Source organism: Rothia sp. SCPM-O-B-18226 (M350) (assembly GCF_058213595.1).
This window is the reverse complement of the sequence record NZ_JBYQJS010000004.1, coordinates 77,309-98,163: the sequence shown is the minus strand read 5'-3', so window position 1 is coordinate 98,163 and position 20,855 is coordinate 77,309. Positions and strand designations below refer to the sequence as shown.

The window sequence follows — 20,855 nt, the reverse complement described above, 5'->3', positions numbered from 1 at the left end:
CCCGATGATTCAGGCACCTAAAACCTTCTCGCGCCGTACCGTATCTCGTCGCACTGCTCTCACCGCCGCCGGTGCACTCGGCATGGCGGGTATCCTCAGCGCCTGCGGGCTCAGCGGCGACAAAGTCTTCAGCGGCGAACACGAAGGAATCATTGTCGGCTCAGCGGCCTTCGCCGAATCCCAAATCCTCGCCGAAATCTACGCCGGAGCCCTCGCCCGGGCGGGATTCAATGCCCGCACCCAGCTGAGTATCGGCGCCCGTGAGGCGTACCTGGGGGCACTCGCCTCCGGTGCGGTGGATGTTATCCCGGACTACTCCGGAAACCTGCTACTTTACCTGGACCCGAAGGCTACAGCTAACACTGCGCAGGAGATTCTGCAGGCGCTACCCGCCGCCCTTGGCACCCTTAAGACGGGCGACTCAGGAGCGGAAATTCGCGCCCTGAACGCCTCCGAGGCGGAGGATAAGGACTCGCTCGTCGTTACCGCGCAGACCGCCCAAAAGTACGGTCTGCGAACCCTTGAAGATCTCGCCTCCCGCTGCACGAATCTGAAGCTTGGCGCCGCCCCGGAGTTTGCCGAGCGCGCCTACGGCATCCCCGGCCTTAAAGAGAAGTACGGATGCGTTCCCGCCGAGTTTGTACCCCTCTCGGACGGCGGCGGCGCGCTGACCGTCAAAGCCCTGCTGGATGACACCGTGCAGGTGGTTGACCTCTACTCGACCACCCCCGCAATTGAGCAGAATCAGCTGGTGGTGCTGGAGGATCCGAAGAACATGATTCTGGCTCAGCAGGTGCTGCCCATTATCAATACGTCGCGAGTTCCCGACTCCGCGGCGGAGGTCCTGAATCGTGTCTCGGCGAAGCTCATCACCGCCGATTTGCGCACTCTCAATGACCGTGTTTCGGGCACCTCCAAGCAGGAGCCCGCGCAGGCGGCGGCTACCTGGCTGAACGAGCACGGCTTTTAAGACTCCGCCTGATATTCCGTATAAATTCCTCTACAGGAATGGTATATATAAAACGACCTGGGAATATTCTAGAAATAGAATATTGCCAGGTCAGTTTATATCATCCCGCCCCACAGGCTAGGGGAGAGGCGCGGAACCGCTTTTAGCCCTCAATCAGTAGCGCCAGAGCCTCATAGGGGCGCAGGCTCAGCGTCACCGTCTCAGCCGAATCAGACACAGCAGAGGAGTCCACCGCAGAATTCTTGTAATTACACACCAGCACGCGACCGGAACGAACGAATTCAGCCGGAACCTCAACCTCGGTCGGCTCACCGTAGAAGTTCGTCAGCACCAGCAGACGCTGCGCCGGGCTACCGTTTTCAGCTACAGCGGGCAGCTCACGCAGGTACGCAAGCACCCGCTCGTGATCCAGCGCGTAGGGCGCGTACGAACCCGCAGAGATGACCGGGTACTGCTTACGCAGGGCAATCAGGTTGCGGTAGTAGGGCAGAATCACGCCGTCACGTTCCTCATCCTCCACCGAAATACCGGCACCGGTCGCCGCATCACGCACCGGGGCGGGAGCCAGCCACGGCGACGTGGAACCGAAACCAGCGGTCGCCGGATCCGCGGTCCACTGCATCGGCACACGCGAATTATCGCGAGCCTTCGACGCCACAATCTCCAGGGTCTGCTGCTCGTTCAGGCCGCGCTCACGCAGCATCGCGTAGGCGTTGTGCGCCTCCACATCCACATACTGCTCAATCGAGGAGTAGACCGGGTCAATCATGCCGATTTCCTCGCCCTGGTACACGTACGGGGTGCCGCGCAGCAGGTGAATCACAGCCGCCAGCATGGTTGCCGACTCGGCACGGTAACGCTCAACGTCACCAAAACGGTTCAGCGCGCGCGGCTGATCGTGATTATTCCAGAACAGCGCGTTCCAGCCGCCGCCGGCCTGCATGCCCAGTGCCCAATCGTTCAGAATCTGCTTCAACTCGGCAAAACGGAACGGCACCTTCGACCACTTCTCGCCGTTCTCATAGTCCACCTTCAGGTGGTGGAAGCTGAACACCATGTCCAGCTCGTGGTTTGCCGGGTTGGAGTAGCCCACGCAGTTTTCGATGCTGGTCGAGGACATTTCGCCCACGGTCACGGTGTCATCATGCTGACCGAAGGAGGCGCGGTTCAGCTGCTGAACACGGGTGTGCACAATCGGGGTGTCGGTGTATTGTGCCTTGTCCACGCTGCCTTCGGGGGCGTCGAGCAGCTCTTCACCCTTACCGATGACGTTAATGACGTCGAAACGGAAACCGCGCACGCCCTTCTCGTACCAGAAGTTCACGACCTTAAACAGCTCGTCGCGCACAACCGGGTTGTACCAGTTCACGTCCGCCTGGGTGCGGTCGTACAGGTGCATGTAGAACAGAGGAGTGCCGTGCTCATCCGTGTACTCGCCGAAACGGGACCAGCAGGGGCCGCCGAACTTCGACTCCCAGTTGGTCGGTTCGCGCAGCTGACCGTCCTCGGTGTATTTACCGGGGCGAATGTAGAAGTAATCCCAGTACTCGCGCTCGTTGGCGAGCGCACGCTGGAACCACTCGTGCTCGGTCGAAACATGGTTGAGCACCATGTCGAACATGACGCCCACACCGTGCTCGGCGAGGGCGGCAATCATCTCTTCGACGTCTTCCATGGTGCCCAGGTCGGGGTTGATGGCGTAGTAGTCGGAGATGTCGTAGCCGTTGTCGTTCTGGGGGGAGGCAAAGAACGGGTTGAACCACACCATGTCCACGCCCAGGGAAGCAATGTAGGGCACCTTCTCGATGACGCCGCGCAGGTCGCCGTAGGCGCCACCCGCCGAGGAGTAGAAGGACTTGGGGTACACCTGGTAGATGACGGAGGACGCGAAGTCCTTGCCGCCTGCCGGGGTGAGCGATGCGGTGGGTGCCTGTGTCATAGAAACCTTCTGAAATATATGCAGGGTTCAGCGTGTATAAAAGCGTGTATAAATCAGTGCGTTAGAAACAAACCGCGTCGGTGCTACATATGCGCAGCGAGGTTCGTCCGCGGCAGACATAGACGCCTGCCGCCTCCCGGTGCGTTCGCCGCTTGAATATCGCCGCCCGCAACCTGGGCTCATTCCAGATTAGGGGGCATAATGGGGTGATGTCCCCCCATCTACCCCAAAGGGGGCAATTCTGCCGCAGATCCGGCACAACTCCGTGGCCTCAGCCCTCCCACCGATAGGCGGTTGCAGGCTCGTGCGCGTTTCGATGCATGAAACCAAAGTGACCCTGAGCTGAAGAGCGTTGGACGCCGCGCGTAAAATCAGTACTTGCATCACTACGGAAGGTAAAACAATGCCAGAACTGCGTTCACGTACTTCAACTCACGGCCGTAACATGGCTGGTGCCCGCGCCCTGTGGCGTGCCACCGGCATGGGCGATGACGATTTCGGTAAGCCCATTATTGCTATCGCGAACTCTTTCACTCAGTTCGTGCCCGGTCACGTGCACCTGAAGAACATGGGTGAACTGGTCGCCGGCGCTATCCGTGAGGCTGGCGGCGTCGCCAAGGAATTCAACACCATCGCCGTTGATGACGGTATCGCGATGGGCCACGACGGGATGCTCTACTCGCTGCCTTCCCGCGACCTGATTGCTGACTCGGTCGAGTACATGGTGAACGCGCACCGTGCCGACGCGCTGGTCTGCATCTCTAACTGTGACAAGATCACCCCCGGTATGCTTCTGGCGGCAATGCGCCTGAACATCCCCACTATCTTTGTGTCCGGCGGCCCGATGGAGTCCGGCGAGGGTATTGAGGGCGTTGTTGAGCACCGCCTCGACCTGATTGACGCCATGGTGATGGCTGTTAACGACAGCGTCAGCGATGAGGCGCTCGCTCAGGTTGAGAAGAATGCCTGCCCGACCTGTGGTTCCTGCGCGGGTATGTTCACCGCGAACTCCATGAACTGCCTGAACGAGGCGATTGGCCTGGCGCTGCCCGGTAACGGCACCACTCTGGCTACCCAGGTGGCTCGTAAGGAGCTGTTCCTGGACGCTGGCCGCCGCATCGTGGAGCTGGCTAAGCGCTACTACGAGCAGGATGACGAGTCGGTTCTGCCCCGCTCCATTGCGACCAAGGAGGCGTTCGAGAACGCTATGGCGCTGGATGTGGCGATGGGCGGTTCGACCAACACCGTGCTGCACACCCTGGCGATCGCTCACGAGGCGGGTGCCGACTTCACTCTGGATGACATTGACCGTATTTCGCGTCAGGTTCCCTGCCTGGCTAAGATTGCCCCGAACTCCACTAAGTACCACATTGAGCACGTGCACCGTGCCGGTGGTATCCCCGCCCTGCTGGGTGAGCTGAACCGTGCCGGCCTGCTGCACAAGAACGTTCATTCTGTTCACGCTGATTCGCTGGACGAGTGGCTGGACGAATGGGATATCCGCGGCGGCAAGGCCAGCGAAAAGGCCAAGGACCTCTTCCTGGCAGCCCCCGGTGGCGTGCGCACCACCCATGCGTTCTCGACCGCGAACAAGTACGAGTCCCACGAGACTGACTCCGAGAACGGTTGCATCCGCGCCGTGGAGCACGCGTACACCAAGGACGGCGGCCTGGCGGTCCTGTACGGCAACATCGCCCAGGACGGCGCAATCATCAAGTCCGCTGGTATTGATGAGGAGCTGTTCCACTTCAAGGGTCGCGCCTTCGTGGTCGAGTCTCAGGACGAGGCTGTGTACGAGATCCTGTCGAAGAACGTGAAGGAAGGCGACGTTGTCGTCATCCAGTACGAGGGCCCGAAGGGCGGCCCGGGTATGCAGGAGATGCTGTACCCGACCTCCTACCTGAAGGGTTTGGGCCTCGGTAAGAAGTGTGCACTGATTACTGACGGTCGTTTCTCCGGCGGTACCTCTGGTATTTCGATTGGTCACGTCTCCCCGGAGGCGGCTGCTGGCGGCGCTATCGGCCTGGTGCAGACCGGCGACGAGATTGAGATTGACGTGAACAACCGCATCCTGCGTGTGAACGTTTCGGATGAGGAGCTGGCTGCTCGCCGCGAGGCGAAGGGCGCTGCACCGTGGCGTCCGACCAAGCCGCGTGAGCGTCACGTGTCGAACGCCCTGAAGGTGTACGGCATGCTGGCCGCATCCGCCGATAAGGGTGGCGTGCGCATCCTGCCCGAGGACGCATAAGCCCTTCACGCATCGTGTGAGAATTTAATATCTTGCCCTGATGGGCTGGCGCTCCGTTCCGTGGTTTTTCTGCGGGCGGGGCGCTGCTCTTTGTGCGCGTCTTTGTCTACCGTTGTGGGATACCCGGTGCGGCGTATTGCCTTGTCAGTTGCGGTGCAGTAGGGTGTAGAAGGGTATTTAGGTACCCGATTCACCGACTCGGCACAACCACTCAACACAACGCAATTCGCAACCCTCACGAGGACGTATTCATGATTACCCTGCCCGCACGCGCACAGCGTGCCTTTACTTGCCGTGCCCTGGCGGCTCTTGCCTGCATCGGTGCGCTCGCTTTGAGTTCTTGCTCTGCCCAGCCGCAGGCTGATGATTCTGAAACCGCCCCGATGAAGGTGGCGACTTCTTCCGCGCCCGTGGACGCTAAGACCCTGTTCACCGCGGCGGATGGCTCCTGGAAACCGAATACCGTGCAGATTGCTGCCGGCTTGGATTCCCCTGCAACCTACGATTCGGTGGCGACCCCCACGAATGAGCCGAGCACCGACGCCGAGTACGAGGCGGCATACGCCACGGCGAGCGGCTCCGTGAGCACTATCGATCCTGGTACTCGCTGTGGCGTGACGAGTCTGCTGGGTGGTTCCGCCGGTATTTACGTGTATGACGGTTCGGATTGCGCGAAGGCTCAGGAGGCGGTGCGCCTCTTCAACAGCCGCAAGAACCAGGACGGCACGGCGAGTGTTGAGTGGTACCAGTGCGCTACGAAGGTGCAGGGCCGCGACTACATTACGGGTGCCTGCTTCACGCAGGGTGGTAGCGTTGAGAAGCCGCGCCTGGCGCTGATTCCGGCACAGACCCGCATGCTGTCGGGTACGCTGACTTTCGCTGAAGCGTACGGTGGCGGCACTTTCGGTCAGGGTGATTCTGCGAAGACTGTTGAGGCGCTGCGTTTCACCAGCCCGGACTCTAAGGTCGCGTGTTCGGTGACCCCGTCGGGTGTGGACTGCCAGGCGCTGGTGGGCGTGACCCTGCAGGGCTGGGATGCCGCATCCGGTAAGGCGCAGCAGCGCGTGCACATGGTGCAGGGCCAGGCGCCCGAGGTGAGCCTGGTCGGTCAGACCGCCACCCCGGAGCCGGTGAATACTGAGGGTATTGTTGCCCTGTCTACCGGTCAGGTGGTGACCGCGTACGGGTACACCTGCAAGTCGGTGAATACCGGTAAGGTGCACTGCGTGAGCGAGGGCAACGGTTTCACCCTCGACTCGGTTGAGGTCGGCCTGGAGCGTCACTAGCGGGTGCGCTCGCCTTCGGGACTTAACACACGGTGCCCGGCGCCCCTCAGCGGAAGGGGTGCCGGGCACCGTATGTTTAGATGCTGCTTAGCGGAAGTTGACGATACGCACGTCCAGCTCGGAGGCGAGCAGCGGCTCCCATGCGGCGACGGCCTGGGTGAAATGCTCGGTGGCCATATGCACATCCAGTAGAGCCTGGGACTCCCAACGCTCGATGAAGGCGAACTCGGTTTCGGAGACGGCGCCGAAGTCGTAGCTGACGTTGCCCTCGTCCTTGCGGCTGGCGGTCACGAGCGGCTCAATGGTCTTGAGGAACTCCTCGACGTGCTCGGGCTTGATGGACAGTCCTGCGTAGACACCAATCATGGTTTCTCCTTTGGGTGGGGCGGCTGGTGCCGCATCGTTGATGACTCTCTTACGGTACACCTTTGGGGCGGCGGCGTGGTTCAGGCACGACGGATGTCCACCCCGGCGGGAGGGGGTAGCCGCCGGCCCTTCGCTGACTGGAAAAAATCTCACAAATGTTTGCGACTCCTCCAGCTTCGACCTATAAAAGAAAGGTAAGTCAATCCGCACGCATGAAAGGAGAAGCGGAATGGTAGTCACGGGAGGTGACCGCGTTGGTATTTTCACCGGCTCATATCAAACGATGCGCCCTGACCTGGGAAGCGCCCGACTATAGTGCTTCCTACCCGGCCGGATACACCGATCAGGGAGTTGCCGTCATTGCGGTAGCTCAGGAACACCGCCAGGCGCAGGGTTTTTGCTACTCGGCGCTGTCGACGGTGGTTTTTATTTCGAAGCAGGACGGCACCCGCGCCGTCATTAATGAGGAGCCCCTGCTCTTTCAGCACACTCATTCGCTCATGGAGTCCTGCGATGAGGTGCATCCCCGTCTGCTGGGCCGAGCCGTGTTGGCCGCCTGGGATCACATCCCGGAGCAGTACCGCTGCAACCTGGTGACGATTGCGGCCGATCGTAAGCATCTGAAGCACCTGTTCCGGGATTGCGACCACCTGAAGACGATTATGGAGTACCGCGCTTTCGAGAAGGTGCTGGACCCCTACGATAATCACTCCCTGGGTGAGGTGCACGTGAAGCTGGCCGGCACCCCCGCCTACGAGCGGATGCAGGCCGAGGTCACCCGTACGCGCGAGACCGTGGATGCCATGGTGCACGACGCTCTTGCCCCCCGCCCACTTGAACAGCTGGAGGATTACAGCGTCTTTACGGACTGCTCGTTTCGTTCCACGCACAACAAGAAGTACCAGCGCGGTGGCCGCATGGGCATCGCCGGAGTGAGCGAGGACGGCTTTTACTTTCACTCTCACTATGACGGCGTGAATATCATGACCGGAGAGCTGTCGGCCGTGCTGGCCGCATATACCGTGTTTCACAGCGGTTCGCGCCGCCTGATTATCAATACCGATTCCTTGGGCGCCATCACCTTCGTGTTGCGCCTGGCGCACAGCCGCTGGACCTTCGAGACCTGGGCCTCCGAGGGTGTGCAGGATGAACGCGTGGTCGCCCAGATGCGCTCCCTCACCGAGGCAATCCGCGAGAAGCGCGTGCTGGTTAAGCACGTTCCGGGCCATACCGGTCACGGCCTGCAGGAGAGCAGCGACTCCGTGTCGAAAATGCATCGGCACTTTCCCGGACAAATTGTTGATAAACGGCATCAAAGCGAATTTAACCAGCGCTGTGAGTCGATTATTACCGCTCTGGCGGGGTGCGCGAAGGCGGTTCGCCTGATGGCTCCCGACTGGGTGCAGATTAAACCCTCTTCAATTCACGCGGGAAACCGTTTGTGGCGTTAGAATAGAATTGGGTAGAAATGAACGCGCGATGCGTCCACCGCATAGAATCTATGCGTCGAGTGGAGGCCTCGCGTGTTTCTTTTACCCTTTTTCTGCCCAGCGCTTCCGAATGGGGTGGGTGCAGGCAGGCATAGAATTGGGGGAAGAATTTCTGAATCTCCCGATTTTTAGCGGGCACGCACTTCACTTATTTTTGGGACCCTTTATGCCTTTTCAGATTCCCGACTCTTCTCTATCTATTCCGCTGGTGGTGCTGTATGCGCTGACGGTGTTTTCGCTGGTGCTCTTTATCTGCCTCTACCTGCGGGAACGCCGTAGCGTGTTTGTCGGCTGGTTGCTGATTGCGACCGTGGGGTTGCTGGGTACGAGCCTGGGCGTAACGGCGATTGTGGCAGAGAACCAGATTTTGCTGGTGTTGGCGTTCCTCATTGTTATCGTTCCGGCGATCCTTTCGATTTTTACGCCTTTGGGTTTGACCGGTCTTTTCCTTTATAGCGGTGTGCGTCTTATTGTTCGTGAGGGTTTTTCGCTCACTAATTCTTTGGCATTGGCTACCGGTATTGCCCTTATTGTGGGCCCGTTCTTTGCTCCCGGTCCGGCGGAGAACACTCCGTTGGGCGGCGTGTGGGGAACAATTTATTTCTATTTTTCGCTGGTGCTGACCTATTTCACCATCTACGCGGTGGGCTTTACTGTGTCGGCAGTGTTGAATCTGGTGAATTTCCGTCAGCAGGCTGACTATGTGGTGGTGCTCGGCTCGGGTCTCATGGGGGACCAGGTGACTCCGCTGCTGGCGGGTCGTATCAATCGCGGCATTGAAATTTACCGTAAGAACCCCGGCTCGAAGCTGATTATGTCTGGCGGTCAGGGCCCGGATGAGGATGTACCCGAGGGTGTGGCGATGACTCGCTACGCTGTATCCCGTGGTATTCCCGAGACAGACGTTATTGTGGAGGACCGCGCGGTGAATACCCGCGAGAACCTGCTCTTCTCTTACGCTCTGATGCCGGAGGTTGCCGAGGGAAAGACCCCGAAGGTGGCGCTCGCAACTACGAACTACCACCTCTTCCGAGCCCTGCTTTTGGCGCGTTCGCTGGGCCTGAAATGCTGGGGCGCGGGGGCTCGTACGAAGGTGTATTTTGCGGTGAACGCGTTTATTCGCGAGTTCATCGGCTATTTGAGCATGACTCGCCGCCGCCACATCATTACTTTGAGCCTGTGCACGGTCCTCTACATTGCAGTGGTGCTCTTCGTGTGGTGGATGCACTCCGCAGGTTTGGTGGGCCCGGGCGAGCCGATCTAGCCTCCAGCGGCGGCTTTAGCTTGTAGCCCGGTGCATCCTGCGATAGCGCCTCATACAATAAAACTGCCCACCCGGGGTTATCCGGGTGGGCAGTTTTATTTAGAGGAGCGATGACCACAATCGGCAGAGGTTCTCAATCACCTTGATGCGGCGCGGACGCTCAGCCCACTGGGTGTACAGCAGCTCGGTGCACTTGCTTTCGTAATCGGCCGTGACCTCCTCAAGCATGGTGACCATGGCGCGGTCGGTAATAAAGGTGGAAACCTCCATGTTGAGCGAGAAGGAGCGCGGGTCCATATTCGAGGAGCCGATGAACGCCAGGTCGTCGTCCACGAACATGAACTTGGAGTGCAGCACGGTCGGGCTGGGGTACTGCAGGATGCGCACACCCGCCTGGAGCAGCTGCTCGTAGTAGGAACGCTGCGCCATGTTGGGCAGGAACTGATCGCCCTTTTCACACACAATCACGGTGGTTTCGATGCCTGAGTAGGCGGCGTTGGTGAGCGCCTGAAGCAGGGTTTCCTCGGGCACGAAGTAGGGCGAGCAGATGGTGATACGCCGCTCGGCGTTGTAGATCATGTAGTTGATGAGGCGCAGGTTGTTTTCCGTCTCGAAACCGGGGCCGGAGGGCACAACCTGGGCGCGCATCCCATCACCCGCATAGGGGATATCCGTGTTAATTTCGGCGAGCAGCAGCTGGTTCGTCTCGGAGTACCAATCGGAGACGAAGACGGCGTTGAGCTCTTCGACGATGGGGCCGGTGCAGGAGAACGTAAGGTCCTTCCACTGCAAACCCTTTTTGATGTTTTCGGGGGTGTCGTAGGAACGATCGATGACGTTCTGCGAGCCGGAGAAGGCGACCTGTCCATCTACGACGAGTACCTTGCGGTGGTTACGCAGGTCGGGTCGCTGCCACTTGAGCTTCCAGGGCTTAATCGGCAGCATGAGCTTCCACTGCATGCCGGACTCGTTGAGCATCTTCACGAGGTGCTTGTAGGAGGGGTACTTACGCGAGCCGATGTGGTCGATCAGCACGCGTACCTGCACTCCGCGGCGGTGGGCCGCGAAGAGGGAATCCCAGAGCACGGCGCTGGATTCGTCGTAGGCGGCGATGTAGAACTCGAAGTGCACGTATTCGGTGGCCCGGTCCACGGCCTTGGACATTTCAACCATGGCCTGGTGGTTGTCGGTGTGGAGGGTGAACTGGTTGCCGCCGACGAGGGGGAGAGAACCGAGGGTGTAGTTGAGCTGGCTGGCTACCTTAGCGGGGTCGGAGAGGTCGTCGGTGCGGGTGAGGGCCGGCTTGTTTTCGGTGGCTTCGCGAATCATATCGTTCATGGCGTGCTGCCGTGCGCGTCGGTACGCGGGCAGGCGTGAGGAGCCGAAGACGAGGAAGACGAAGAATCCGGCGTAGGGGATGAAGAAGATAGCCATGAGCCAACCGAGGGCGACCACGGGCTTGCGATTGTAGGGCAGCCAGAAGAGAGCGATAAGTCGAATCAGGATATCGAGGATACCGAGGGTGAGGCGTAGCCAATCGGGGAGGAAGTCGAGGTATGCGGGGGCAAATAGGTTCACCCGTCTATTATGCCGTGGCCGGTGAATTCGTGCGGGGGAGTGCGGTGGCGCCTTACGATTCGGGTCGGGGGTGCCGTTTGCAGGGGAGAGACGAAAGGCACAGAACGGCTAATTGCAATAGCGCAAATATTCACTTGAGCATCCCGTGCAGAGATGAAATAATTGCACTCATGCAGAAAAAGGAACTGAGCCTTCGAGAACGACGACGCGAACAGACCTGGCGCGCCCTCCACGAAGCGGCCCTCAAGCGCGTCCGCGAACACGGGATGCGCGGAACCACCGTTGAGGAAATTGCCCGTGAGGCTGGGGTCTCGCCCCGTACCTTCTTCAACTACTTCCCCTCCAAAGAAGACGCCGTCCTGGGTTTGCGCGAACCGGTCGTCAGCGAGGAAATCCTTGAAACCGATCGTCTCCACGAGGACGAAAACACGATTATTCGTGTCACCCACCTGCTGTGGCAGATTATTTTCCATAGCTTCTATTACATCAAGGTCAAGAGCAACGATTTCCAGACCCACTGTCGTGAATTCCCCGACTCGGCCAAGCGCTTCAAGATGCACCACATGCGGTGCGAGCAGGTGCTCACCGAGTATCTGAACACGATTGACTGGGTTGCCTTTGACGCCGCCGGCCGCCGCGGTCCCTTCCCACGCCGATCCCCGTCGGACCCGCTGACCGACCACCTGCAGGAGCGTGCCCGCGCCAAGGTGCAGCTGGCCTCGGCGGTGTTGCGTCAGCTGGAGTTTGCTCGCCACCTTGAGGATGAGGAAGAAATTAACCGCGGTATTCGACAGACGGTGAAAACCTACCAGTTCCTGCTTTTTGAGCAGGGTAGGCCTGCAATCTAGCGGCGGTTCACCGCCCTTGGCTACACACGGCTATACACGGGCTACAGAAACCCGCCTGCTGGAACCAGAACGTGGATTCTGGCGGGCACCCGCAACAGACACATATTGAACGTAACTAAGGATTATCGATGAGTACAGAGGAAAAGAACCTACCTCAGCCGCCAGCAGGCGAGGCTAAGCAGGAAAGTAAAAACCGCATCCGCGCCATGTTCTTGGGCTTGGTCGTTGTGATGCTCATGTCCTCGCTGAACCAGACGATTCTGGCGCCGTCACTGCCCACAATCGTGGGTGAGCTACACGGCGTGGAGCACATGAGCTGGGTAATTACCATTTTCATCCTGCTTTCGACCATTACGATGCCGGTCTACGGTAAGCTTTCCGACCAGTTCGGACGCAAGCCCTTCCTGATTTTTGCGATTGTTGCTTTCATGGCGGGTTCCGTGGTTGGTGCGCTCGCGCAGAGCATGAACTGGCTGATTTTTGCTCGTGCCCTGCAGGGTCTGGGCGGTGGTGGTCTGATGATTCTGTCTCAGGCCGTGATTGCCGATGTGATTCCTCCCCGCGACCGCGGCCGCTATATGGGTATTATTGGTGGCGTTTTCGCGTTCTCGTCGGTGGCTGGTCCGCTGATTGGTGGCTGGATTACTGAGGGTCCGGGTTGGCGCTGGGCGTTCTGGCTGAACCTGCCGCTGGCTATTCTGTCGATTCTTGCGGTGATTTTCTTGCTGCCGCACCGCCCGTTCCGTGAGCGTGAGAAGCACAGCATCGACTACCTTGGCTCGCTGATTCTGATGGCGGGCACGAGTGCGCTGGTGCTTGCCACGATTTGGGGCGGTAACCAGTACGAGTGGACTTCGCCGCAGATTATTGGCCTGCTGGTCTTCTCGGTGGTTGCTGCGCTGGTGTTCATCCCGGTGGAGAACCGTGCGACTGAGCCGGTCATGCCCATGTACCTGTTCAAGAACCGTAACTTCCTGCTGACTCTGGGTGCTTCGCTGGCGCTGGGTGTGGCGATGTTCGGTGCGGTGGAGTACATCCCGACTTACCTGCAGATGGCGCTGGGTGTGAGCGCTACGGTTGCCGGTCTGCTGATGATTCCGATGATGGGCGTCATGCTGGTGGTGTCCATTGTGACGGGCCGCGTGGTGTCGAAGACTGGTCGCTACAAGCGTTACGTGACGAGTGGTACCGCGATTGTGGCGCTGGGCCTGTTCCTGCTGTCGACCGTGAATGTTGATACCCCGACCTGGCTGTTCTGTGTGTACCTTGCGGTGATGGGTGCCGGTCTGGGTATGTCCATGCAGTTCTTGACTCTGATTGTTCAGAATGCGTTCCCGGTGAGCGTGGTTGGTACCGCGACGGCGTCGAATAACTTCTTCCGTCAGGTGGGTGCTACCGTGGGTGCCTCGCTGGTGGGTGGTCTGTTCACCTCGCGTCTGACCTCGCTGATTTCTGAGCGTATGCCGCAGCAGGCGCTGCAGTCTTCGGGTGGTCACGCGTCGTCGTCTCTGACTCCTGAGCTGGTGGCGTCTTTGCCGGAGCCGGTGCACGGCATCATTGTGAATGCGTATAACGATGCGCTGATTCCGCTATTCCTGTACCTGGTGCCGCTGGGTCTGGTGTCTACGCTGCTTCTGTTCTTCATTCGTGAGGATGCGTTGGCGACGACCCTGGAGACTGAGCCGGCTGTTGATATTGCTCGCGCGGCGACTGGCGCGATTCCGGTAATTACTCCGGAGATGGCTGCTAAGGATGCGCAGGCTCTGAAGAGCATGCACGGCTCTGCTCGTGCTCGTATTGCCGAGTCGCTGAGCTCGGAGGCTTCGCCTGATTCGGAGCCTAACGCTAAGAGCTAGGGTCTTAGCACTAGATGCGGAGGCGTTGCCTTCCTATATAAGTGGCGCCCCGGTGCGAGTCGTGTGCTCGTGCCAGGGCGCCGCTTTTGGCTGAGTTGCCTTAAATAGCGCGCTTAAGAGGTGTGCCTTAGCTTCTGCTACTGCCTTCTGAACTGTTGGCTTAGCCAGTGAATTAGTGGGTTTACGTGGTGTTTTACCCCGGTAATGCCCCTATCGAAAGTGTCATAACGTCCTTATGTCGCGGAGAATGTTTCCGATGTAAAATTTTCGTAAAAATTATTAATTCACCCCTTTACCCCGGTAATTCCGGGGTATTTTTTTGCACAGTCTCCTTCCAGCCTCTGCACAGGGTGTTCTAAGGGGTGAAAGTGTCCAATGTGGGTTTGGTGGAAGTGTTGCAGGCTATATAAGATAAAGTAACTATGCTCCTAGTGACAGTCATCACGAAGCAGTGCACTGGGACAGCATGACACACATGCCTTAACACCGACATCTACACAAGGAGGGGAACCGTCCCATGTTTAGGTACATCCTCCAGCGATCGCTGACGTATCTCGTCATGGTCTTTATTACGACCACGATGGGTTACTTCGCCGCGGTTACTGCCCTGAAGCCTGCTCTGCTGGAGCAGGAAAAGGTTCCGAAGCCCAGCCCCGAGCAGGTGAACCGCAACTTCGCATCCCTGGGTCTTGACCCCGAGATGAACCCCTGGGACCGTTACGTTCAATGGCTGACCAATGTGGTCACCAAGTTCGACTGGGGTCGTAGCCCCAACGGTGCGTACATCAACCAGGAGTTCGGCCAGCGAGTATGGGTTTCGACCCGACTGCTGCTGGTTGCGACCATCCTGTCCATCGTGATTGGTATCGCCCTGGGTGTGTACTCGGCAGCTCGCCAGTACAAGTTCTCTGACCGTGTTATTACCGGTTACTCCTACCTGGTCTACATCATCCCCGCTCCCGTTGCTTACTTCGTGGTGCAGCAGGGCGCGACCACTATCAACAACATTGCTGTTGCTAATGGTGGCGAGAAGATTTTCTACGTGACCGGTATTTCGACCCCGGGCCTGACGGGCTTCTGGGAGATTACCATCGATATGGCCGCACACTACATCGTGCCGACCTTCTGTATGACCATCTTCGGTTGGGCTGGCTACCAGATTGCCCAGCGTCAGTACCTGCTCGATAACGTGAACGCAGACTTCGTGCGTACCGCTCGCGCTAAGGGCCTGACCCGTAACCAGGCTATTACCCGTCACGCTCTGCGCGTGTCCTTCATTCCCGTGGCGCAGTCCATCGCCTACCAGATTCCGCTGATCTTCGCGGGTGCATTCTTCGCCGAGAGCGTGTTCGCGTGGCCCGGTATTGGTAAGTGGTCGATTGACTCCATCTCCTCGCAGGATGTGAACGCTGCGACCGTGACCCTCGCGTACGGTTCTGCACTGTTCGCTGTAGGTGCGATTATCGCTGATATCGCGACCACCATCGTTGACCCCCGAGTGAGGATCTCATGAGCCAGGTAACTGCAACTTCCTCCGTGCCGGTGGTACAGGAGAACGGTGACTTCAAGGTCATCAACAAGAACGTCATTATTCTGCGCCGCTTCCTGCGTAACAAGGCGGCTGTCTTCGGCCTCGCGGTCTTCATCGGTATGGGTCTGTTCGGCCTGTTCGGTAAGTACCTGACTAAGTACAAGCCGAACGATATTGACTACATGGCTCTGGGTGAAGGCCCGAGTGCCGACCACTGGTTCGGTACCACCATTGCTGGTAACGACGTGTTCGCCATGATGGTGGAGGCCGTGTGGACCTCCCTCGAAATCGGTGTGATCGTTGGTCTGGCAACCGTGCTGATTTCCGCAGTGTACGGCTGTGTGATGGCCTACTTCGGTGGCTGGATCGATAAGATCATGCTCTTCATCCTGGAAACCCTCATCATGGTTCCCTCTCTGCTGATTCTGGCTATCCTGATCAACGGTCAGGTTGGTAAGCAGATTCAGAAGAGCGTGCCGACCTGGATTCTGCTCTCCGCCGTGCTGATTGCCTTCGGCTGGATGGGTAGCGCCCGTGTGATTCGTGCAATGGCACAGTCCCTCATCAGCCGCGACTTCGTGAAGGCTGCACGCTACATGGGTGTGCACCCCTTCAAGATTGTGATGCGCCACCTGGTGCCGAACATCGGCTCCCTGCTGGTTCTGAACTTCACCAGCGGCATTATGAACGCTGTGCTCTCCGAGGTTGCCTACTCCTTCATCGGCATCGGTATTAAGTACCCGAACTACTCGCTGGGTTCGCTGATTTCGGATGCTTCGCAGCAGATTAACACCCTGCCGCACATGTTCTGGTTCCCGGTTCTGTTCTTCTTCCTGCTGGTTGGTCCGCTGGCCCTCATGAACGACGGTCTGCGTGACGCCTTCGACCCGACCTCCATGTCGGTCGGTAAGATCAAGAAGTCTAAGAAGAACGAGAAGAAGGAGGCGAAGAACTAATGAGCACCTCTCCCGTTCTGAGCGTTAAGGACCTCAACGTCCGATTCAACACCGAAAACGGCGTCGTGCACGCCGTGCGCGGTGTGAACTTCGACCTGTACCCGGGCAAGACCCTGGGTATCGTGGGTGAGTCCGGTTCCGGTAAGTCGGTGGCTTCGATGGCCATCATGGGTCTGCACCCGACCACCGCGGACATCACCGGTTCGATTAAGTACAACGGTACCGAGCTGCTGGGCCTGAACGACAAGGAAATGTGTGCCTACCGTGGCAAGCACATCTCCATGATTTTCCAGGATCCGCTGTCCTCGCTGACCCCCGTGTACACCATTGGTGACCAGATTGCCGAGGTGCTCAAGGTCCACAACAAGGGCATGAGCAAGCAGGCCATCAAGGAGCGCTCCATCGAGCTGATGCGCATGGTGGGTATTCCCTCGCCGGCCGATCGTCTGCGTTCCTTCCCGCACGAGTTCTCGGGCGGTATGCGCCAGCGCATCATGATCGCTATGGCGATTGCGAACGACCCCCGCGTGCTGATTGCTGACGAGCCCACCACCGCACTGGATGTGACCATCCAGGCGCAGGTGCTGGAGGTCATGCAGAAGGCCCAGGAGGAGACCGGCGCGGCCACCATCATGATTACCCACGACCTGGGCGTCGTGGCGGGCATGGCTGACGACATCCTGGTGATGTACGCCGGTAAGCCGGTGGAGATTGCCAAGGCCGAGGACCTGTACAAGTACCCCTCGCACCCGTACACCATCGGTCTGCTGGGTGCGGTGCCTCGCGTGGACCGCTCCGAGAAGGTTTCGCTGGTTCCGATTGAGGGTACCCCGCCGAACCTGATTAAGCCCGTGACCTGCTGCTCCTTCCGTGAGCGTTGCCCGATTGCCAAGAGCGGCGGCCAGTGCTGCCAGGACTCCAACGGTGAGCCCGATCTGCAGCCGCTCGAGGGTGTGGGCGAGGGCCACTACTCCTCCTGCACCATCTCGCAGGATCTGGTGGGTAAGACTGCGGAGGAACTGTACCCGGTTCCCGAGCCTCCCGTATCCAGCTTCGACGGTATTCCGCGCGAGGAGCGCGCTCCCGTGCTGGAGGTGCGCAACGTCAAGAAGCACTTCCCGCTCATGAAGGGTGCTCTCATCAAGCGCCGCGTGGGTACCGTGAAGGCCGTGAACGGCGTGACCTTCGATATTCGCGAGGGCGAGTGCTTCTCTATCGTGGGTGAGTCCGGTTGTGGTAAGACCACCACCCTGCTGGAAATCATGGAGTTCAACAAGAACACCGACGGTGAGATTCTGATTAACGGCGTCTCCACCAAGGACGGCAAGTCCGCCGGTGAGATTCTTGCACTGCGTAAGAACCAGCAGATGGTGTTCCAGGACCCGACCGGTGCCCTGGACCCGCGCTTCACCGTCTTTGAGGTCTTGGCTGAGCCCCTGGAGAACCAGGGCATGAAGAAGTCCGAGATTAAGAAGCGCGTCGTCGAGCTGATGCGTACCGTGGGTCTGCAGCCCGACCACGTGAACCGCTTCCCGAACCAGTTCTCGGGCGGTCAGCGTCAGCGTATCGGTATCGCCCGTGCGCTGGCTGTGAACCCCAAGCTGGTGGTTCTGGATGAGCCGGTGTCGGCGCTGGATGTGTCGGTTCAGGCGGGTGTGATTAACCTGCTCGAGGAGCTGCGTGCCAACCTGGGCCTGAGCTACCTGATGGTGGCTCACGACCTCGCGGTGATTCGCCACGCCTCCGATCGCGTCGCGGTGATGTACCTGGGTCGCATCGTGGAGATTGGTGACGTCGACCGCGTGTTCGACAACCCGATCCACCCGTACACCCGTGCTCTGCTCTCGGCCATCCCGGTTCCCGATCCCGAGGTTGAGGCTAACCGCCACCGCATCATGCTGGAAGGCGACCTGCCCACCCCGGTGAACGCTCCGAAGGGTTGCGGCTTCTCGAGCCGTTGCCCGATCTTCAAGCTGCTGCCCGAGGATAAGAAGCGGCGTTGCCTGGAGGAGATGCCCGAGATTACTCACGTTGAGGGTGAGGATCACGGTTATGCTTGCTACTACCCTGAAGCCGAAGCGGCCATGGTGTAGCTCTAGAGTCGGCTGAAAAGTCGCATGTGTGCCGAGGGGCGAGTATCCATTGGATGCTCGCCCCTCGGGTTTTCTGTTCTCCGCGGTATTTGCGACCGTGGTAGCGGCCCGGGCTGTGCTTTCTTGTGTGGTTCTCGGCACTGAGGATGCACTGATGTATAAGTTAATTTCTCCTTGACAAGGCGTAACCTTTCTCAATATTCAAGATATGAATATTTATGGGAGGGCATCTGAATGGAGGGTGGGTAATAATTAACCCTAGGGGCGCGTCGCTAGGGGCGCACCCGAAGGAACACATTCATAGACCGGCACTAATTCATCGCTCACCGCACCCTTCGGGCGGCGCGTGAGCAGGGAATCCTTGACGCTTTCCTGCGGGATTATTGAGGGTCATACATATAAGAGGACACTCTCATGGAGAAGAATTTCATCCTGAATCGTCGTACCGTTCTCGGTGGCGCTGTAGCGCTGAGCGCTGTGGGCGTACTGGCTGCGTGCGGCTCGTCGAAGGACTCCAAGGCCACCACCCAGGGCGCAACCGCAGGCACCGATTCCAAGGAACTGTACGACATCGCTGAGACCGCTGTTTCTGAGCTGAAGGATGGCGGCACTCTGCGCCTGTCCGTGACTTCGCTCGGTCCTGACTTCAACCTTCTTGGCACCAATGTCACTGCCTACACCCAGGCTGCTCTGAGCCCCGTGTACTACAACGGCATCTGGCAGGCAGACCCCATGGGCAAGCGCACCCTGTCTCCCGAGTTTGCCAAGAGCTTCGACGTTTCCGAGGAGAACGGCGTACCTGTGGTCTCCATCGAGCTGAACCCCCAGGCTAAGTTCAACGATGGTACCCCCATCGACTACAAGGCCCTGCAGGCTACCTGGAACATCCTCAAGAGCACCGACGGTGACTACAAGATCGAGACCAGCGGTATTTACGGTAGCGTTGGCTCCGTGGAGCGTGACGGTGATGACTTCAAGGTGAAGGTCACCTTCGCTAAGCCGTACTACCCGGTGAACATCCTCTTCGGCGAGATTCTGCACCCGGCTCTGCTGGATAAGGAACTCTTCAACAGTGGTTTCGTGGACAACCCGCACCCCGAGTACGCTGCCGGTCCCTTCACCATTGCCGAGGGTGGCTGGAACTCCTCCGAGAAGACCCTGACCCTGACCCGCAACGAGAAGTGGTGGGGTGAGAAGCCCATTCTGGAGCGCATCGTCTTCCGTCAGATGGACACCGCTGCTGAGCGTGCGGCGTTCAAGAACGATGAGATTGACGCTGCCCCCGCTACGGCTGCCGCAAGCTACAAGGAACTGAAGGAAGTTGCTAACACCGAGATGCGTCGCGGTGTCCGCCTCTTCTCCGGCGGTATGATCATGAACCCCGCCCGCATGCAGGATGTTGCTCTGCGCCGCGCGGTTATGGCAGGCCTGAAGCGCGAAGCTATTTCCAAGGTGCGCTTCCAGGGCCTGGACTACGAAGAGAAGCAGCCTGGTTCGATGATCCACATGCCCTTCTCCGAGTACTACCAGGACGTTTACCCGACCCCGAACAACGATGCAGCTGCTGCTTCCAAGATTCTGGAAGAGGCTGGCTACACCAAGAACGGCGAGTTCTACGAGAAGGACGGCAAGCAGGCCACCTTCAAGTACTCCGTCTTCGGCGAGGACCCCACCTCTAAGGCTGTGGCTCAGACCATCGTGCAGCAGCTGAAGGATGCCGGTATTAACGTTGAGCTCGATGCTCGCGCTGCTAGCGAATTCGGCAAGGCAATGCAGGCTAAGGATTACGACGCTACCGCATCGGGCTACGGCCTGACCGACCCGGATGCTACTCAGGCTACCCAGCAGTTCTACCTGCGCGAGAAGCCCGAGGATGCCGGTACCGACGAAATCAACGAGCTGATTGAGAAGATGAAGCTCATCTCTGATGACAAGGCACGTAACCAGGCTTGCAACGACATTGAGAAGAAGCACATGGCCGAGGTTGCTGTGATGGTTCCGCTGTTCAATGGCCCCGAGTACAAGTTCGTCAAGAAGGGTCTGCGCAACTACGGCGTTTCCCTCTACCAGGGCAATGGTATTCACTGGGAGAAGGTTGGTTGGGCTAAGTAAGTCCTCAGCCCTTCGCCTACTAGGTGAATAGCTTAGAGCTATTGAAAGTGTCCACCCGGATGATCCGGGTGGACACTTTTGCATTTTCGGAGGGTTTGCTTGGGGTGCTTCTGTATGCCGATGCAGGGGAGCGGTGGTATAGCTATCCGATAAAATCCGAAAAATTTGTACAAATACCGGGTATTCATAGTATGAATATTCAAAAAACACGATAAATATTAAGAAATATTGTGAAAATGCTTGGTTTTCGCTCTCGAGGTGCGCTACAGTGGAGTCATACAAAGTTATGCAATACATTGCATAAATAATCAACACTCG

The 20,855-nt window shown here is 58.7% G+C and carries 14 protein-coding genes; 11 read left to right on the top strand and 3 right to left on the bottom strand.

The window, feature by feature from the left end; translation table 11 throughout:
* The first annotated feature begins 4 nt into the window (after window positions 1-4).
* Window positions 5-970 (top strand): ABC transporter substrate-binding protein, encoded by a 966-nt coding sequence (locus AC3E6W_RS07240; protein WP_490652795.1) that lies wholly within the window; start codon window positions 5-7, stop codon window positions 968-970.
* A 142-nt stretch (window positions 971-1,112) separates the two neighbouring features.
* Here AC3E6W_RS07240 and AC3E6W_RS07235 read toward each other — a convergent pair whose 3' ends face one another.
* The gene (locus AC3E6W_RS07235) at window positions 1,113-2,909 is read right to left on the bottom strand and encodes an alpha,alpha-phosphotrehalase (protein ID WP_490652719.1); all 1,797 of its coding nucleotides are present in this window, start codon (window positions 2,907-2,909) and stop codon (window positions 1,113-1,115) included.
* A 403-nt stretch (window positions 2,910-3,312) separates the two neighbouring features.
* Between AC3E6W_RS07235 and ilvD the strand changes: the two genes are divergently transcribed.
* Together ilvD and AC3E6W_RS07225 are read left to right on the top strand one after the other, a co-directional pair.
* Window positions 3,313-5,157, top strand: coding sequence for a dihydroxy-acid dehydratase (gene ilvD, locus AC3E6W_RS07230; RefSeq protein WP_070483302.1), 1,845 nt, complete (start codon window positions 3,313-3,315; stop codon window positions 5,155-5,157).
* Window positions 5,158-5,408: 251 nt separating this feature from the next.
* Entirely contained in the window at window positions 5,409-6,443 is a 1,035-nt protein-coding gene (locus AC3E6W_RS07225; RefSeq protein WP_490652718.1) for a 2-oxoglutarate dehydrogenase, read from the top strand.
* 87 nt (window positions 6,444-6,530) lie between these two features.
* Here AC3E6W_RS07225 and AC3E6W_RS07220 read toward each other — a convergent pair whose 3' ends face one another.
* Entirely contained in the window at window positions 6,531-6,809 is a 279-nt protein-coding gene (locus AC3E6W_RS07220; protein WP_490652717.1) for a putative quinol monooxygenase, read from the bottom strand.
* A gap of 254 nt (window positions 6,810-7,063) precedes the next feature.
* On the opposite strand from AC3E6W_RS07220, the gene AC3E6W_RS07215 reads away from it, so the two are divergent.
* Together AC3E6W_RS07215 and AC3E6W_RS07210 are read left to right on the top strand one after the other, a co-directional pair.
* Window positions 7,064-8,260: an RNase H family protein gene (locus AC3E6W_RS07215; protein ID WP_070679784.1), complete on the top strand. Its 1,197-nt coding sequence runs from the start codon at window positions 7,064-7,066 to the stop codon at window positions 8,258-8,260.
* A gap of 205 nt (window positions 8,261-8,465) precedes the next feature.
* On the top strand, window positions 8,466-9,563 hold the full coding sequence (locus AC3E6W_RS07210; RefSeq protein WP_490652716.1) for a YdcF family protein: 1,098 nt from the start codon (window positions 8,466-8,468) through the stop codon (window positions 9,561-9,563).
* Between the two features lie 99 nt (window positions 9,564-9,662).
* On the opposite strand, the gene cls is transcribed toward AC3E6W_RS07210, so the two are convergent.
* A complete protein-coding gene (cls, locus tag AC3E6W_RS07205) occupies window positions 9,663-11,141 on the bottom strand; it encodes a cardiolipin synthase (protein ID WP_313967952.1) in 1,479 nt (492 codons plus the stop codon).
* Between the two features lie 170 nt (window positions 11,142-11,311).
* On the opposite strand from cls, the gene AC3E6W_RS07200 reads away from it, so the two are divergent.
* From AC3E6W_RS07200 to AC3E6W_RS07175, 6 genes are all read left to right on the top strand, one after another.
* Complete coding sequence (locus AC3E6W_RS07200; protein ID WP_049347283.1) at window positions 11,312-11,989, top strand: TetR/AcrR family transcriptional regulator; 678 nt, start codon at window positions 11,312-11,314, stop codon at window positions 11,987-11,989.
* Between the two features lie 128 nt (window positions 11,990-12,117).
* The gene (locus tag AC3E6W_RS07195; RefSeq protein WP_304025075.1) at window positions 12,118-13,845 is read left to right on the top strand and encodes an MDR family MFS transporter; all 1,728 of its coding nucleotides are present in this window, start codon (window positions 12,118-12,120) and stop codon (window positions 13,843-13,845) included.
* 517 nt (window positions 13,846-14,362) lie between these two features.
* A complete protein-coding gene (locus AC3E6W_RS07190; RefSeq protein ID WP_070648347.1) occupies window positions 14,363-15,358 on the top strand; it encodes an ABC transporter permease in 996 nt (331 codons plus the stop codon).
* Window positions 15,355-16,332, top strand: coding sequence for an ABC transporter permease (locus AC3E6W_RS07185; protein ID WP_049333950.1), 978 nt, complete (start codon window positions 15,355-15,357; stop codon window positions 16,330-16,332). The genes AC3E6W_RS07190 and AC3E6W_RS07185 overlap by 4 nt, the downstream gene beginning before the upstream one ends.
* Window positions 16,332-18,425 (top strand): ABC transporter ATP-binding protein, encoded by a 2,094-nt coding sequence (locus tag AC3E6W_RS07180; protein ID WP_304025076.1) that lies wholly within the window; start codon window positions 16,332-16,334, stop codon window positions 18,423-18,425. Before AC3E6W_RS07185 ends, AC3E6W_RS07180 begins: the two co-directional genes overlap by 1 nt.
* 414 nt (window positions 18,426-18,839) lie before the next feature.
* Window positions 18,840-20,537: an ABC transporter family substrate-binding protein gene (locus AC3E6W_RS07175; protein ID WP_070679673.1), complete on the top strand. Its 1,698-nt coding sequence runs from the start codon at window positions 18,840-18,842 to the stop codon at window positions 20,535-20,537.
* Window positions 20,538-20,855 lie beyond the last annotated feature (318 nt).

Coding starts and splice junctions, on each gene's coding strand:
- AC3E6W_RS07210 (WP_490652716.1), top strand. CDS start 8,466: ATGCCTTTTCAGATTCCCGACTCTTCTCTATCTATTCCGCTGGTGGTG.
- AC3E6W_RS07200 (WP_049347283.1), top strand. CDS start 11,312: ATGCAGAAAAAGGAACTGAGCCTTCGAGAACGACGACGCGAACAGACC.
- AC3E6W_RS07175 (WP_070679673.1), top strand. CDS start 18,840: ATGGAGAAGAATTTCATCCTGAATCGTCGTACCGTTCTCGGTGGCGCT.
- AC3E6W_RS07190 (WP_070648347.1), top strand. CDS start 14,363: ATGTTTAGGTACATCCTCCAGCGATCGCTGACGTATCTCGTCATGGTC.
- AC3E6W_RS07240 (WP_490652795.1), top strand. CDS start 5: ATGATTCAGGCACCTAAAACCTTCTCGCGCCGTACCGTATCTCGTCGC.
- ilvD (WP_070483302.1), top strand. CDS start 3,313: ATGCCAGAACTGCGTTCACGTACTTCAACTCACGGCCGTAACATGGCT.
- AC3E6W_RS07225 (WP_490652718.1), top strand. CDS start 5,409: ATGATTACCCTGCCCGCACGCGCACAGCGTGCCTTTACTTGCCGTGCC.
- AC3E6W_RS07220 (WP_490652717.1), bottom strand. CDS start 6,809: ATGATTGGTGTCTACGCAGGACTGTCCATCAAGCCCGAGCACGTCGAG.
- AC3E6W_RS07195 (WP_304025075.1), top strand. CDS start 12,118: ATGAGTACAGAGGAAAAGAACCTACCTCAGCCGCCAGCAGGCGAGGCT.
- AC3E6W_RS07235 (WP_490652719.1), bottom strand. CDS start 2,909: ATGACACAGGCACCCACCGCATCGCTCACCCCGGCAGGCGGCAAGGAC.
- AC3E6W_RS07180 (WP_304025076.1), top strand. CDS start 16,332: ATGAGCACCTCTCCCGTTCTGAGCGTTAAGGACCTCAACGTCCGATTC.
- AC3E6W_RS07185 (WP_049333950.1), top strand. CDS start 15,355: ATGAGCCAGGTAACTGCAACTTCCTCCGTGCCGGTGGTACAGGAGAAC.